This window comes from Cellulosimicrobium sp. NPDC057862, assembly GCF_042797035.1.
Classification (GTDB): Bacteria; Actinomycetota; Actinomycetes; order Actinomycetales; family Cellulomonadaceae; genus Cellulosimicrobium.
Map to the genome: position 1 here is coordinate 114,233 of NZ_JBHVMH010000007.1, position 14,955 is coordinate 129,187.

At 75.7% G+C, this 14,955-nt stretch carries 12 protein-coding genes; 7 read left to right on the top strand and 5 right to left on the bottom strand.

Annotated elements, in window-relative coordinates; translation table 11 throughout:
• Nucleotides 1-44: 44 nt before the first annotated feature.
• Together ACFVN3_RS11200 and ACFVN3_RS11205 are read right to left on the bottom strand one after the other, a co-directional pair.
• Nucleotides 45-899 (bottom strand): hypothetical protein, encoded by an 855-nt coding sequence (locus tag ACFVN3_RS11200; protein ID WP_378232904.1) that lies wholly within the window; start codon nt 897-899, stop codon nt 45-47.
• Between the two features lie 204 nt (nt 900-1,103).
• On the bottom strand, nt 1,104-3,035 hold the full coding sequence (locus tag ACFVN3_RS11205; protein ID WP_378232905.1) for a helicase HerA-like domain-containing protein: 1,932 nt from the start codon (nt 3,033-3,035) through the stop codon (nt 1,104-1,106).
• Nucleotides 3,036-3,119: 84 nt separating this feature from the next.
• Here ACFVN3_RS11205 and ACFVN3_RS11210 point away from each other — a divergent pair, with 84 nt between their 5' ends.
• The 4 genes from ACFVN3_RS11210 (at nt 3,120) to holA (ending at nt 9,290) form a co-directional block, all read left to right on the top strand.
• Nucleotides 3,120-4,001, top strand: coding sequence for a DegV family protein (locus tag ACFVN3_RS11210; RefSeq protein ID WP_378232906.1), 882 nt, complete (start codon nt 3,120-3,122; stop codon nt 3,999-4,001).
• Between the two features lie 519 nt (nt 4,002-4,520).
• On the top strand, nt 4,521-5,414 hold the full coding sequence (locus ACFVN3_RS11215; RefSeq protein ID WP_378232907.1) for a ComEA family DNA-binding protein: 894 nt from the start codon (nt 4,521-4,523) through the stop codon (nt 5,412-5,414).
• A complete protein-coding gene (locus ACFVN3_RS11220; RefSeq protein ID WP_378232909.1) occupies nt 5,411-8,149 on the top strand; it encodes a ComEC/Rec2 family competence protein in 2,739 nt (912 codons plus the stop codon). The genes ACFVN3_RS11215 and ACFVN3_RS11220 overlap by 4 nt, the downstream gene beginning before the upstream one ends.
• 130 nt (nt 8,150-8,279) lie before the next feature.
• A complete protein-coding gene (gene holA, locus ACFVN3_RS11225) occupies nt 8,280-9,290 on the top strand; it encodes a DNA polymerase III subunit delta (RefSeq protein ID WP_378232911.1) in 1,011 nt (336 codons plus the stop codon).
• A 238-nt stretch (nt 9,291-9,528) separates the two neighbouring features.
• Here holA and rpsT read toward each other — a convergent pair whose 3' ends face one another.
• Together rpsT and ACFVN3_RS11235 are read right to left on the bottom strand one after the other, a co-directional pair.
• On the bottom strand, nt 9,529-9,789 hold the full coding sequence (gene rpsT, locus ACFVN3_RS11230) for a 30S ribosomal protein S20 (protein WP_047232984.1): 261 nt from the start codon (nt 9,787-9,789) through the stop codon (nt 9,529-9,531).
• 243 nt (nt 9,790-10,032) lie between these two features.
• Entirely contained in the window at nt 10,033-10,656 is a 624-nt protein-coding gene (locus tag ACFVN3_RS11235) for a type II toxin-antitoxin system PemK/MazF family toxin (protein WP_378232912.1), read from the bottom strand.
• 129 nt (nt 10,657-10,785) lie between these two features.
• Between ACFVN3_RS11235 and ACFVN3_RS11240 the strand changes: the two genes are divergently transcribed.
• Genes ACFVN3_RS11240 through ACFVN3_RS11250 form a run of 3 tightly spaced genes read left to right on the top strand, consistent with a single transcriptional unit; the run spans nt 10,786 to nt 14,212 of the window.
• Nucleotides 10,786-12,447: a circularly permuted type 2 ATP-grasp protein gene (locus ACFVN3_RS11240; protein ID WP_378232913.1), complete on the top strand. Its 1,662-nt coding sequence runs from the start codon at nt 10,786-10,788 to the stop codon at nt 12,445-12,447.
• Nucleotides 12,441-13,373 (top strand): alpha-E domain-containing protein, encoded by a 933-nt coding sequence (locus ACFVN3_RS11245; protein ID WP_378232914.1) that lies wholly within the window; start codon nt 12,441-12,443, stop codon nt 13,371-13,373. Before ACFVN3_RS11240 ends, ACFVN3_RS11245 begins: the two co-directional genes overlap by 7 nt.
• Nucleotides 13,370-14,212: a transglutaminase domain-containing protein gene (locus ACFVN3_RS11250; RefSeq protein ID WP_378232915.1), complete on the top strand. Its 843-nt coding sequence runs from the start codon at nt 13,370-13,372 to the stop codon at nt 14,210-14,212. The genes ACFVN3_RS11245 and ACFVN3_RS11250 overlap by 4 nt, the downstream gene beginning before the upstream one ends.
• Before the next feature lie 16 nt (nt 14,213-14,228).
• On the opposite strand, the gene ACFVN3_RS11255 is transcribed toward ACFVN3_RS11250, so the two are convergent.
• Nucleotides 14,229-14,933 (bottom strand): maleylpyruvate isomerase family mycothiol-dependent enzyme, encoded by a 705-nt coding sequence (locus ACFVN3_RS11255; RefSeq protein WP_378232917.1) that lies wholly within the window; start codon nt 14,931-14,933, stop codon nt 14,229-14,231.
• Nucleotides 14,934-14,955 lie beyond the last annotated feature (22 nt).

Consider the following 14,955-nt stretch of genomic DNA (forward strand, 5'->3'; position numbering starts at 1 on the left):
AGTGCATGAAATAGTCGCGTCCGAGGCTTTCGGGCTCGACTATTTCATGCACTCATGCGTCGGCCGGGTGCCAGACGGCGTCCCCTCGCTGCGCGCACGCGGCGCACCAGGCGCTCCGGGTGACGGAGAACGTCGTCGGCCGTCGCCGTGACGATGATCCAGTCGGCGTCCCCGAGGCGTTGTCGACGCTCGACATCGCGCCGCCAGGTTGCCGGGTCGGTCCTGTGGATGTCTCCGTCGTACTCGATCGCGATGCGCAGCTCGGGGTAGGAGAGGTCGGGCAGGGCGAGGAACCGACCGGCGCCGTCGTGCGCCGGGAAGTTCACCTGCGGGCATGGCAGTCCCGCCTGGACGAGGAGAAGCCGCGTCCGGGTCTCCATGCTCGAGTCGGTCCCCGGCCGGACGAGGTCGATCGCCTCCCGGCACCGCACGATGCCGCGCATCTTGTACGTCATGTCCATGAGCCGGCGTAGTTCTCCCACGGTCGTGGCAGGGTCCTTTCGCCGGGTCATGGAGTCTGCGAGCACGACGACATCGTCCGGCGGGAGCGTGTGGGCGAGGTGCAGCCAGGTCTGGGCTGGGGAGGTCACCGGGATCCCGTGAGCGATGGTCGTCTCCAGTGCACGCTGGCCGCAGAAGTGCGCGACGACGTTCGCCCGCTGCAGCCTCTGGTCGCGGCGTGGCGTCACGACGTGGATCCGGTCGTCGTCTGCGAGCCGCCAGGGCACCTCGATCCCGACCAGCCGGAGTGCTGTGACGTGGCTCAACGCCGCGCCGTCGGGCAGGACCCTGGCCGCGGCCCTGCACACGTCGAGGACGGACACGAGGCTCCCGCGCGGGACCCGCACCCCGGCGAACGGTGCCTCGAACGAGGGGCTGCGCAGCGACGCGGGCGTCATCCCGAAGGTCTGCGCCGTGCGCGTACGAAAGGGGCCGGTCGGGCTCTGCCGGGTCACCATGCCGACCGAGGATGCCGCCCGCTGCGACCCAGCGAAACCCCGGCCCCCGCCGCTGTGGACAACCACACCGTGAGTGCGTGAAATAGTCGCGCTCACCAGGCCCGGACGCGACTATTTCATGCACTCAGCGGGTCAAGGTCAGGGTCAGCGGCGGCGGGTGCCGAAGATGGTGCGGGTGAGCTCGCGGCCGAGCTGGGTGCCGGCCGAGCGGAGGAACGAGTCGAGCGGGTTCGCTGCGCGCGAGCGCGACGAGCCGGACGAGCCCGACCCGGAGCGGGGCTTCGCGGCGTCGCGCTCGAGCTTCGCGCGCATCTTCTCGAGCTCGGCCTGCTCCTTCTTGGCCGCGCGCTCGGCCTCCCTGGCGGCCTCCTTCGCCGCCTTCTCCTGGGCGGCCGCTTCGGCCTCGGCGGCCGCAGCCGCAGCCCGCGCGGCCGCCTGCTCCTGCACGCGCACCTGGAGCAGCTCGAACGCGGACTCGTTGTCGACCGCCGTCCCGTAGCGCGCGAACCCCGGTGACGCCGCGACGATCCCGTCGAGCACGGCCGTGGGCGCCGGCTCCATCGACGACTGCGGCGCGCGGACGCGGGTCCAGGCCACCGGGGTCGGCGCACCCTTCTCCGTGAGGACCGTGACGACGGCCTCGCCCGTGCCGAGAGACTGGAGCAGCCGTTCGAGGTCGTAGGGCGAGGTCGGGTAGGTGCGCACGGCCGCGCGGAGGGCGGCGGCGTCGTCGGGCGTGAACGCGCGCAGCGCGTGCTGCACGCGGTTGCCGAGCTGCGCGAGCACGTCCGCGGGGACGTCCTTGGGGCTCTGCGTCACGAAGAACACGCCGACGCCCTTCGACCGCACGAGCCGCACCGTCTGCACGACCTGCTGGAGGAACTCCTTCGACGCCCCCGTGAACAGCAGGTGCGCCTCGTCGAAGAAGAACACGAGATTCGGCTTCTCCGCGTCGCCGACCTCGGGCAGCTCCTGGAACAGGTCGGCGAGCAGCCACATGAGGAACGTCGAGAACAGCGCGGGGCGGTCCTGCACCGCGGGGAGCTCGAGCGCGGAGATCACGCCGCGGCCGTCGGAGGCCGTGCGCAGCAGGTCCGACGTCGCGAACGCGGGCTCGCCGAAGAACACGTCGGCTCCCTGCGCCTGGAGCGCGACGATCTCGCGCAGGATGACGCCCGCCGTCGCGCTGGACACCCCGCCGATGCCCTTGAGCTCCGCCTTGCCCTCGTCCGACGTGAGGTAGGCGATCGTCGACTGGAGGTCCTTGAGGTCGAGCAGCGCGAGCCCCTGGGAGTCCGCCCAGTGGAAGATCAGCCCGAGGCTCGACTCCTGCGTCTCGTTGAGGCCGAGGACCTTCGACAGCAGCAACGGGCCGAAGTCCGTCACGGTCGTGCGGATCGGCACACCGGCCCCGAGCCCGCCGAGCGAGTAGAACTCGAGGGGGAAGGTCGTCGGGCTCCAGTCCTGCCCGATCGACGCCGAGCGCTCCACGATCTTCTCGTTCGACTCGCCGGGCACGGCGAGACCGGACAGGTCGCCCTTGACGTCCGCGAGGAACACCGGCACGCCCGCGGTCGACAGTCCTTCCGCCATGCCCTGGAGCGTCTTCGTCTTGCCCGTCCCGGTCGCGCCGGCGACGAGCCCGTGCCGGTTGAGCATGCTGAGGGCGAACCCCACCTGCACCTCGGCGCGCGGCGTCGGGTCGGCGCCCGCCTCGCCCTCGAGCAGCGCGCCGAGCGCGAGCGTGCCGCCCCGGTACGCATAGCCGGCCGCGACCTCGGCGGCGTAGCCCTCGGTCTGCCCGGCGCCCGACGGCGCAACCTCCTCCGCGGGCTCGCCCGCCTTCGCGCTCGGCTCGGTGCCCGACGGTGCCGCCCCCTCGCGCGAGCCGCTCGCCTCGGCGCTCCCGGGAACCGCGGTCCCGGCAGCGGCGTCCGTCTGCGCTGCCGCCTCCGCGGCCTCCAGAGCCGCCTGCGCGGCGACGGCCTTGGCCTCCGCCGCCTCCGCGGCGGCCTGCGCGGCAGCCGCGCGCAGGGCGGCGAGCTCGGTCGGGGACTGTGCGGCGTCGTCGGCCATGCTCGGATCGTAGGGGCGGCGCCGCGCGGGCGCAGCCGGGCCGGGATGCGCGACGGCCCGCGCGCGCCGTAAGGTGGCGCGGCCATGACCGACCACCGCGTGCACGTCGTCACCGACTCGACGGCGTCCCTCCCGCCCGTCCCCGACGAGCGGTTCCGCTCCGTCCCGCTGCACGTGATCGTCGACGACGTGTCCTCCCTCGAAGGAGTGGGCCTCACGGCCGAGGACGTGGCCGCGCACCTCCAGGCCGGTCGCCGGGTCACGACCTCGCAGCCGACGCCGCGCGCCTTCGCCGAGGCGTACGCCGCGGCTGCCGCCGCAGGGGCGCGGGAGATCGTCTCCGTCCACCTCTCGGGCGAGCTGTCGGGCACGGTGCACGCGGCCGCGCTCGCGGCGGCCGACGCACCGGTCCCGGTGCGGGTCGTGGACTCCCGGACCGTCGCGATGGGGCTGGGCTTCGCGGCGCAGGCCGCCGCCCGCGCCGCGGTGGCGGGGGAGAGCACGGACGTCGTCGCCCGACGTGCCATCGAGGTCGCCGACGCGAGCCGCGCCGTCTTCCTCGTCGACTCGCTCGACCACCTCCGCCGCGGCGGCCGCCTCAGCGCGGCGTCCGCGGCGCTGGGGACGGTGCTCGGCGTGCGGCCGCTGCTGGCCGTGCGGGACGGGAAGATCGAGGTCGTGCAGAAGGTCCGGACCAAGGCCGCGGCGGTCGAGCGGCTGACGACGGTGGCCGTGGAGTCCGCCGCGCGCCGGACGCGGCCGGCGCTCGCGGTCCACCACGTCGGGGACGAGGTCGGTGCGCTCCGGCTCGCGTCCGAGCTGACCGCTCGCACGGGCCTGGACGTCGTGGTGACCCCGGTGAGCGCCGTGCTGGGGGCGCACGTCGGACCGGGCGTGCTCGCGGTCGTCGTCGCGGAGCTCGCGGACCGCGGCTCGGGCGTCGAGGGCGGCTCGACCGCGCACTGAGCCCCGTCACCTCGGCCTGCCACGGGAGGGCACCGCTGGTCCTGGCCGTGCACAGGACCGTCCGCGGACGGTCTCGTCCACAGGAGTGTCCGGCGCCCGAGCCCCGCCCGGCCCGACCTCCGTACGGTGCGCGACGTGACCACTCCACGACCCGAGCCGCGTCAGCACGCCCGTCCCGCTCGCGACCCCGCGCGGGAGGGAGCGGTCGTCCGGCAGCGTCTGCGCGCCGTGACTGGGACAGGGCGACCAGCGCTCGCCTGGCACCCGGCGACCGCGACCCTCCCGCAGGCTGGACCACCGGGCGACCCAGACGCCGCGCCCGACGTCGGTCCGTGGCCGGGCGGTCCGGGGACGCCGGTGCTCGGCCCCGTGGGCGACGGCACGGTGCTCCCGCCGGGCGGAGCGGCGCCTGGACGCCGCGCGGAGCCGCCCGCGCCCGAGGGTGGTGAGCGCCACGAGCACGGTCGTGAGCGGGGGTGGGACGACAGCGCCACGGGTTGGCTCCCGCCGCGTCCCGACGTGGACGAGAGCAGGCGCGCGGACGTGGCCGGAGAGCCGGGGACGGACGACGCCGGTCCTGCGGGTCCGGGCGACGTGGCGGTCGACACGCTGCGGTCCCGTGCGGCCCAGACCGCGGCGACCGCGTACACCGCGACGTACGGGCACCCCACGTCGCACGCGGGGTTCGCCGGGCTCGGCGAGGAGGGGCGCCGCCGGTGGGCGCTGCGTCCCCGGACGGCGGTGGCCGCCCTGGTGGTCGTGCTCCTCCTCGCGGCCGGGGTCGTGCTGCTGCGGTCCCCGGCCGGAGGGGTCACTCCGGTCGCGCCGCTCGAGACGACGGCGGCCGGCGGTCCGGCGCCGGGACCGGACGCGGAGCCCGTCGCCCCGGCGGGCGCCGGTGTGACGACCGACGGCGGTACCGCAGAGCCGGCCGGAGCCGCTGGCGGGGGAGCGGGCACCGGGGCCGAGGGTGCACCGTCGGGCGGCGTGGTCGTGCACGTCGTGGGCCAGGTCGCCACGCCGGGACTCGTGACCGTCCCCGCCGACGCGCGCGTCGCGGACGCGCTCGAGGCGGCGGGCGGTGCGACGGCCGAGGCCGACCTCGCCGCGCTGAACCTCGCCCGGACGGTGACGGACGGCGAGCAGATCGTCGTCCCGCGACCCGGTGAGGCGGTGCCCGCCGCAGGGTCGGCACCACCTGCGGCCGGGACCACCGCGGGCGGAGCGGTGGACCTCAACGCGGCCGACGCCGCGGCGCTCGACGCGCTGCCCGGGATCGGGCCCGTGCTCGCCGAGCGCATCGTCGCGTGGCGGGAGGAGAACGGTCCGTTCACGACGGTCGACGAGCTCGGCGAGGTGAGCGGGATCGGGCCCGCCGTCCTCGCGGACGTGCGCGACCTCGTCCGCGTGTGACCGACCTGCGGCTCGTCCCGGCGGCGCTCGCGGCCTGGGGGACGGCGTTCCTCGCGGTCGGCGCGGCGCCGGTGGCGGTCCTGCGCGGCGCGTCGCTCGCCGCCGCGCTGCTGGGCGTCGTGCTCGGTGGGGTGCTGCTCGGCGCGCGACGAGCCCGCCGCGGGACGGCGGCCGGCCCGGGAACCGCCACGTCCCTACGCGCCGCGCGCGTGCCGTCGGGGCCGGGAGACCGACGACGCCCGTCGGGCCCGGGCCGGCCCGTCCGGCCTGGCCAGCCCGTCCGAACGGGCCAGCCCGTGCGGTGGGGCCTGACCGGACGCGTGCTGGGACAGGTCGCCCTGGTGGTCGCGTGCGTGGCGGCGGTGCTCCTGTCCGCGGGCGCGCAGCTCGCCGACCGGCAGGCCCTCGCCGACCTCGCCGGCCAGGGTGCGACGGCGACGGCCACCGCGACCGTGCGCTCCGCCGTCGTGCCGCGGTCGAACCCGTGGTCGGGTGCCACCGACCGCCACGAGGTACGCGTCTCCCTGCACGACCTCACCGCGCGTGGCGTGACGACCGCCGCGGGGGGCACCGTCGTCGTCACGGGGACCGGCGACGGCTGGGAGGGCCTCCCGTACGGGGCGTCCGTCGTGGTCACGGGGCGGCTCGCGGTCCAGGGGGACCGGACGATGCTCCGGACGGAGGGCCCGCCGCGGGTCGTCGAGCCTCCGGGCGTCTTCTTGCGCGGCGTGCACGCGATGCGCCGCGGGCTCCTCGACGCGACCGAGGGCCTGAGCCCGCAGGCGCGCGGTCTCGTCCCGGGCGTGGCCGTCGGCGACACCTCACGGCTCGACCCCGTGCTCGCCGACGCGATGCGGACGACGTCGCTCACGCACGTCACCGCCGTGTCCGGCGGGCACTTCGCGATCGTCGTGGCCTGCGTGGCCGGGTTGTGCGTCCTCGCCCGTGCGCCCCGCTGGGCGCGCGTGCTGATCACCGGTGCGGCCATGGCGGGCTTCGTCGTGCTCGTCCACCCGGAGCCCAGCGTGCTGCGGGCGGCCGCGATGGGCGTCGTCGGGGTGGTCGGCATCGCGCTCGGCAGGCCGTCGCGCGCCGTGGCCGCCCTTGCGGCCGGGGTCGTCGTGCTGCTCGTCCTCGACCCCGCGCTCGCCCGCTCGTACGGCTTCGTGCTCTCGGTCGCGGCGACGGCCGGGCTCGCGCTGCTCACGTCGCCCCTCGCTGCTCGGCTCGCGCCGTGGTGCGGGCGCACCACCGCGCAAGTGGTCGCGGTGCCCGTCGCCGCCCAGGCGGCGTGCGCGCCCGTCCTCGTCCTGCTCGACCCGAGCGTGAGCACCTGGTCCGTCCCCGCGAACCTGCTCGCGGCCCCGGCGCTCGGTCCCGCGACCGTCCTGGGCGTCCTCGCCACCGTGGTCGCGCCGTGGTGGCCCGCCGCGGCGACGGCGCTCGGGTGGGCCGCCGGGATCTTCACCGGGTGGATCGCCGGCGTCGCGGAGGCGTTCGCGGGTCTCCCCGGCGCGCGGCTGCCGTGGCCGGGGGGCGTCGGTGGGCTGGTCCTGCTCGCGCTCGGGACCGTCGTGCTGCTCGCCGTCGTGCTCCGCTCGCGCGCGCTGCGCGAGGCCGGGGAGCGGCGCGCCGCCCGGCGAGCGTCGTCACCACCCCTGCGCGAGCGCGCCGCCCGGGTGGTCCGCGTCACCCGGCGACGATGGTCCGGCGACCGCCGAGGCAAGGGCTGGCCCGGCACGACGCCGAGGCGGCCGCGCCCGTCCCCGGGGCAGGTCGTGGCCGGAGCGCTCGCCGTCGTGGGCCTGGTGGCGCTCGTCGTCGCCCTCGTGCGCCCGCTCGTCGTGACGACCGGCCCGGTGCCGCAGGACTGGGCTGTGGTCGCGTGCGACGTCGGGCAGGGCGACGCCCTCGTGCTGCGCTCCGGACCCCGGTCGGCGGTGGTCGTGGACGTGGGGCCACCGGGAGCCGCCGCCGGCGGCTGCCTCGACCGCCTCGGCGTCGACCGGGTCGACCTCCTCGTCCTCAGCCACTTCCACGCCGACCACGTGGGCGGTCTCGACGCCGTGCTGCGCGGCCGGGCCGTCGCGCGCGCCCTCGTGACCGCGACGGCCGATCCGCCGGAGCAGGCCGAGCGCACGCTCGCCGCACTCACGGGCGCGGGCGTCCCGGTCGAGGTCGCACAGCCGGGCGCCACCGGCAGCTCGGGCGGCGTCGACGACGTGGACGGTCGTCAGGACGCCGGCGCGTCCGGAGATCCCGGCACCGGTGGCGTGCGGTGGGAGGTGCTCCAGGCCGGGGTGGGCGGCGTGCCGACGAGCGCCGCGCGCCCGAGCACGGCACCTACCGCCCTCACGGAGTCCGACGGCGGCGCGAACGACGCGAGCGTGGCGCTCCTCCTGCACGTGGCGGGGATGGACGTCGTCGCGCTGGGCGACCTGGAGGACGCCGGCCAGGCTGCGCTCGCCCGGACCCTCGCGCAGCGCGGCTCCGGTCCGGTCGACGTCGTCAAGGTCGCGCACCACGGATCGGCGACACAGTCCGACCGCCTCGCCGAGCTGCTCTCCCCGACGGTCGCGCTCGTCAGCTCGGGGGAGAACACCTACGGCCACCCGACCGACCGGGCCCTCGACCTCTACCGGGGCGTGGGCGCCACGGTCCTGCGGACCGACACCTGCGGGACGTTCGCGCTCGTCGTGCGCGACGGACTCCTCGCCGCCGCCGGGTGCGGCTGAGGCGGCCGGTGCGGTCGGCCTCGGGGGATGCTTCCCAGGGGCCGTGGTGGAAGGTCTTCGGTGGTGTCCGAGGCGGGTGGGCGGGTGCGAGCGTTCTCGCGCGGTGGGTGGCTCGTGGGAGGCTGGTGCCATGCCCGCGCCGACCCGTACCGCCCGCCCGTCCGCCGGCCCGTCGCTCGCGTGGGACGACGTCCGGATCGCGCCGGTCGTGCTGGTGCAGGGACCCGAGTCGCTCCTGGCCGAGCGCGCCGTGGACGCGATCGTCGGGCTCGCGCGCGAGCGGGACCCGGAGGTCGAGAAGGTCACGATGGAGGGGGCGACCTACCAGGCGGGCATGCTCACGGTCGCCACGAGCCCGTCCCTCTTCGGTGAGGCCAAGGTCGTGGTCGTCGAGGGCGCGGAGGCGGCGACCGACGCGCTCGTCGCCGACGTCGTGGACTACGTCCCGACGGCCGATCCGGAGACGACCGTCGTCGTCGTGCACGGGGGCGGTGTGCGCGGCAAGCGCATGCTCGACGCGATCAAGGCGAGCGGCGCGCCGGTCGTCGCGGTGGAGGCGATCAAGAAGGACTCCGACAAGACCGCGTTCGTCACCGCCGAGTTTCGCCGCGCCCGGCGACGCATCGACGCGTCGGGGGTGCGCGCGCTCGTCGAGGCGGTCGGCAACGACCTCCGCGAGCTCGCCGCGGCCTGCAACCAGCTCGTCACTGACACGGACGGCACCGTGAGCGAGGCCGTCGTGGACCGCTACTACGGCGGCCGGGTCGAGGCGACCGGCTTCCGCGTCGCCGACGCGGCCGTGGCAGGGAACGCGGGGGAGGCCGTCGCGCTCCTGCGACACGCGCTCGCGACCGGCGCGGACCCGGTGCCGCTCGTCGCGGCGCTCGCGATGAAGCTCCGCGCGCTCGCGAAGGTCGGCGCGATGCGCGGCCGCGGCGGCATCGCCGCCAAGGACCTCGGACTCGCCCCCTGGCAGGTCGACCGCGCACGCCGCGAGCTCGCGGGATGGACCCCGGAGGGCCTCGCGACGGCGATCAGCGCCGTCGCGCAGGCCGACGCCGAGGTCAAGGGCGCGGGGAGGGACCCGGTCTTCGCCGTCGAGCGCGCGGTCCTCACCATCGCCCGCGCCCACGGTCGCTGAGCGCGCTCGACGGGCCGGCAGCGGCGGACCACGCCTCTACCTCGCCGGACCACGCCTCTACCTCGCCGGACCACGCCTCTACCTCGCCGGACCAGGGCTCTACCTCGCCGGGTAGGGGCGTTCGCTCACTGCACGCACAGAGGGGCGCCGACCCGTGCGGGTCGGCGCCCCTCCGTGGGAAGCCTGTGCGGCCGTCGTGACGCTCAGCGTGTCACGCCGACGCGGGCGAACCGTGCGCTCAGAGAGCGTTGACGGCCTTCGCGATGGCCGACTTGCGGTTCGCGGCCTGGTTCGCGTGGATGACGCCCTTCGAGACGGCCTTGTCGAGCTTGCGCGACGCAGCCTGGAGCGCGGTGCTCGCCGCGTCCTTGTCGCCCGCGGCGACGGCCTCGCGCACGCGGCGCACGTACGTCTTGAGCTCGGACTTGACCGCCTTGTTGCGCAGGCGAGCCTTCTCGTTCGTACGGATGCGCTTGATCTGGGACTTGATGTTTGCCACGTGTGGACTCTCTGGTTCTGTTCGCCGGAGCGAGCGGATAGGTCGTAGAGGGCGGCTCCAGCTCCGGGACTGGGGTGGGGAACCCGTGGAGAGGTGCTGGGGCTGTGCCCGCCGACCTGGGCGGACACGCGACCACCAAGACTACCAGCGGTCGTGGTCCGAACTCCAATCCGCAGGATCCCCGCCGGACGACGCCGTGAGGTCGCCGCGTCGCGTCCCCTGTCGGGCTCCCGGTCCGCGGGGTCAGCGATGCTGCGAGATCCCCGCCACCACACGGTCGAAGACGTCGCGCCCCACGACGGCGCCCTCGCGTCGGACAGCGGCTGGGTCGACGCGGATCACGCGATCCAGCCGGACCTCGCTGTCACGACCCTGGGCGTCCCACGGGCCCGACCCGATGTCGAGCCAGTAGCGGCCCCATCGGGCCTCGTCGCGGGCGTCGCGCGAGTGGTCCTTGCTCGTGAGCATGACGCCCAGCAGCCAGGCCCCGTCCGAGCCGACGAGCAGCACCGGCCGGTCCTTGCCCTGCGAGAAGTCCTCCTCGAAGGGCACCCAGGTCCAGACGATCTCTCCGGGGTCCGGGTCGCCGTCCAGCTGCGGCGCGTACTGCGCACGGACCCGGCCCCCGTAGTCGCCGGGGTAGCCGGACGCCGCGGGCCGCGCCGGGGGACGAGGCCCCGGCTTCGGCCCCGGGCTCGGCCGCGGCGTGCTGCCCGACGAAGCCCGCTCGCGCCTCGACGTCGTCCGCTCGCGTCCCGGCGTGCGGGTCGCCGCGGTCCCGCCACGTCCTCCCGACCCCCGCGTGAGCTCCTTGACCACCGCACGCGCCGCGTCGCCGAGCAGTCCCAGCCATCGATTCCTCGCCACGCGCGCAATCTACCCAAGGCCGGACGAGCCCGGGTCCCGGTCCGCCCCGGTCACGCGGGACGGGGCCTCGTTACCCCGCGGACACACGCCCGTGACTCCCCGGCATCGGGGGCGTCCTAGCGTGCGCGCATGGCGGACCTGTTCGACGACTACCCGGTCTCGCGGGCCTGGGACGAGATGCTCGACCGCGACGGCTCGCTGCGCCCGCGCTACGAACGGGTGCACGCGACGATGACGCGTCTCACGGCGGGCGAGGTCGCGGCGCGCGCCGACGCGCTCGCTCGGGCCTACCTCGCGCAGGGGGTGACGTTCGACTTCGCGGGAGAGGAGCGGCCGTTCCCGCTCGACGTCGTGCCGCGCGTCGTGGAGCCGGACGAGTGGGACGTCGTGACGGCCGGCGTCGCGCAGCGGGTCCGGGCGCTGGAGGCGTTCCTCGCCGACGTGTACGGCCCGCAGCGGGCCGTCGCGGACGGCGTGGTGCCGCAGCGCCTCGTCCTGTCGTCGTCGGAGTTCCACCGCGAGGCGTGGGGGATCGAGCCCGCGAACGGCGTGCGGGTGCACGTCGCGGGGATCGACCTGATCCGGGACGAGGCCGGGGGCTTCCGCGTCCTCGAGGACAACGTGCGCGTGCCGAGCGGCGTGAGCTACGTCGTCACCAACCGCCGCGCGATGGTGCGCACGTTCCCCGAGCTCTTCTCGAGCCTGCGCGTGCGCCCGGTGGTCGACTACCCCCAGCGTCTCCTGGCCGCGCTGCTCGCGTCCGCGCCCGACGGCGTCCCGGACCCGACCGTCGTCGTGCTCACCCCGGGCGTGTTCAACTCCGCGTACTTCGAGCACTCCCTGCTCGCGCGGCTCATGGGGGTCGAGCTGGTCGAGGGCCGCGACCTGTTCTGCGCGGGCGGTCGCGTCTACATGCGCACGACCGAGGGGCGTCGCCGCGTGGACGTGGTCTACCGGAGGGTGGACGACGAGTTCCTCGACCCCGTCCAGTTCCGGCCCGACTCCGTGCTCGGGGTTCCGGGGCTCATGACGTGCGCCCGGCTCGGGAACGTCACGATCGCCAACGCGGTCGGCAACGGGGTCGCCGACGACAAGCTCGTCTACACCTACGTCCCCGACCTGGTCCGCTACTACCTGGGCGAGGAGCCCGTCCTCGCGAACGTCGACACGTGGCGGCTCCAGGAGCCGGAGGCGCTCGCGGAGGTGCTCGACCGGCTCGACGAGCTCGTGGTCAAGCCGGTCGACGGGTCGGGCGGCAAGGGGATCGTCGTCGGCCCGGCGGCCTCGCGCGCCGAGCTCGACGCCCTGCGCTCACGGCTGCAGGCGGACCCGCGCGGCTGGATCGCGCAGCCCGTCGTGCAGCTCTCGACCGCCCCGACCTACGTCGACGGCGCGTTCCGCCCGCGTCACGTCGACCTGCGCCCCTTCGCGGTGAACGACGGCCGCGACGTCTGGGTCCTGCCGGGCGGGCTCACACGCGTCGCGCTGCCGGAGGGCCAGCTCGTCGTCAACAGCTCGCAGGGCGGCGGCTCCAAGGACACGTGGGTCCTCGCGCGCGACGAGCGCCGCCCGTCCGACGTCGCGGCGTCCCCCGGGGTGGCGGGTGCCCCGGGGACCGGGGCGAGCCCGGCCGTGCCCGGTGCCGCGGCGCCGGGCACCGCCGCGCCCGGTGTCCCGATCGCGACCAACCCCGAGGACGAGGGCGGGGGCAGCGCCCAGCAGCAGCAACAGCAACAACAGCAACAACGACGGCACGCGGGAGCGAGCGGTACGGAGGTGGACGGGTGCTGAGCCGGATCGCGGAGTCCCTGTTCTGGATCGGTCGCTACGTCGAGCGCGCGGACGACACCGCGCGCATCCTCGACGTCCACGTGCAGATGCTCTCGGAGGACCCGTGGGCGGAGGAGGACCTCGCGTGCCGCTCGCTCCTGGCGGTCATGGACCACCCCGTCCCCGCGGACGGCACGCTCGTCGACCGCGCCCACGTCCTGCGCCTGCTCGCGCACGACCAGCTCGACCCGTCGTCGATCGCGGGCGCGCTCGTCGCGGCGCGCGAGAACGCGCGGCGGGCTCGTGAGATCGTGTCGACCGAGCTGTGGGAGTGCCTCAACACCACGCGCAACCAGCTCTTCGGGTCGATCCGCACCGCGCCGCCGCACGAGTACTTCTCGTGGGTGCGCGAGCGGGCGGCGATCGTCGCGGGGCTCATGGACTCGGCGACGAGCCGGGACGCGACGTGGCACTTCATGATCCTCGGGCGCTCAATCGAGCGCGCCGACATGACCGCGCGCCTCGTCACGACGCAGGCGCGCCTCGGTGCCGCCGGGCCGGGCTGGACGACGCTCCTGCGCTCGTGCGGCGCGTACGAGTCGTACCTGCGGGCGAACCGCGGCCTCGCCTCGGACGAGCGCGCGGCCGGGTTCCTCCTGCTCGACCGGCTCTTCCCGCGCTCGGTCGTGCACGCGCTCGACTCGGCGGAGGCGTGCCTGCGCGAGCTCGGGCCGTTCGAGGGGCGGCACGGCGTGGCCGACGAGGCGCGACGCGAGCTCGGGCTCGTGCGCACGGGTCTCGAGTATGCACGGCTCCCGGACCTGCTCGCGACGCTCCCGGAGGCGATGGAGCAGGTGCAGCGGGCGTGCTCGCGCGCGTCCGACGCGGTGCGGGCCCGGTACTTCCCGTCCGGCGCCGTGACGACCTGGGTGGGGGAGGCGCTGTGAGCGTGCTGCACGTGGTCCACACGACCGGGTTCTCGTACGCGGACGACGTCACGGCGTCGTACAACGAGGCCCGGCTCACGCCGTCGTCCGGTCGGGGGCAGCGTGTGCTCTCGGCCACGGTCGACGTGCGCGCCGAGACGTGGTCGCACGACTACGTCGACTACTGGGGCACGACCGTGACCGCGTTCGAGGTGCTCGAGCCGCACCGCGAGCTCGTCGTCCGGGCGGAGAGCACGGTCGAGATCGAGGAGCGCCGGGGCCCGGCCGTCGCCGCCGTCTCGTGGACGGAGCTCGGGGGCGACCGGGTGCTCGACGCCTACGCCGCGTTCCTCGGGGACACGCCCACGACCGCGGTGCCCGACGACGTCGCGGCCCTCGCGCTCGACGTCGCCGGCGGGCGCGACCCGCAGGCCGCGGCCGAGGAGATCTGCCTCGCGGTGCGCGACCGCCTGGAGTACGTCCCGGGCGTGACGACCGCGCACACGCCGGCGCGCGAGGCGTGGGACGCGCGCCAGGGCGTGTGCCAGGACCTGGCGCACCTGTGCGCGGGCGCGCTGCGCAGCCTCGGCATCCCCACGCGGTACGTGTCCGGGTACCTCCACCCGCGCCCGGACGCCGGGACGGGCGAGACCGTGGCGGGCGAGTCGCACGCGTGGGTCGAGTGGTGGGTCGGCGGCTGGTACGGGTTCGACCCGACGAACCGACGCCCCGCGGGCCGCGACCACGTCGCCCTCGGGCGGGGGCGCGAGTACCTCGACGTCGCGCCGCTCAAGGGCGTGTACGCGGGCACGGGTGGCAGCGAGCTCGACGTGACCGTCGAGGTGACGCGGCTGGGCTGACCCGGCCGGAGCCGGCTCAGGGCGTGATGTGCTCCGCGAGCGCCGCGCGCAGCGCGTCCGTGTCGCCGTCGACCACGACTCCTGCCTCGTCGGGCCCGAGCCGCCCCCACACGACGAGCGCGAGCTCGCGCGCGGGCGCGGACGCCGTCGCGACCGGGTCGGCGCCGCCGAGGAACCACGTGCGCCCGGTGTCGCTCGCCCGGAGCGCGACGGGTCGGGCGAGCGGCGCCGTCCGCCCGAGCCGGACCTGGCGAGGCTGCACGACCGTGACGACCTCGTCCACGGTGTCCGCCCAGACGGCGGGTGCGACGTCGTCCACCACGGAGCCGACGGCGGCGCGCAGGTCGTGCAGGTGGACGAGCGTCTCGTGCACCTGACGCCGGTGCCAGAAGCGCACGGTCGAGCCGGGGTCGTCGGGCTCGAGCAGCGTCCACGCCCGGGTGTCCGGGTCGAGCGCGCCGAGCGTCGCGCGCAGCTCTCCCGCGTGCTGCGCGTAGAAGGCGGGCAGGTCCGACGGCGCGGGGTCGACGGGGGTGTCCTCCTCGCGACGCGCCTGCGCGGCGGCCCAGTGGTGCACGTACCCGAGGTGCTGCACGAGGTCGCGCACTCGCCACGGCCCGCACGTCGGCACGGGCACGTCCGGATCGATGTCACGGACCCCGGCGAGGAACGACCCCTGGAGGTCGGGCAGCAGCGCGAGGTGGTCCAGGTCGAGCGTCACGTGCCCAGTATGGGCCGGATGT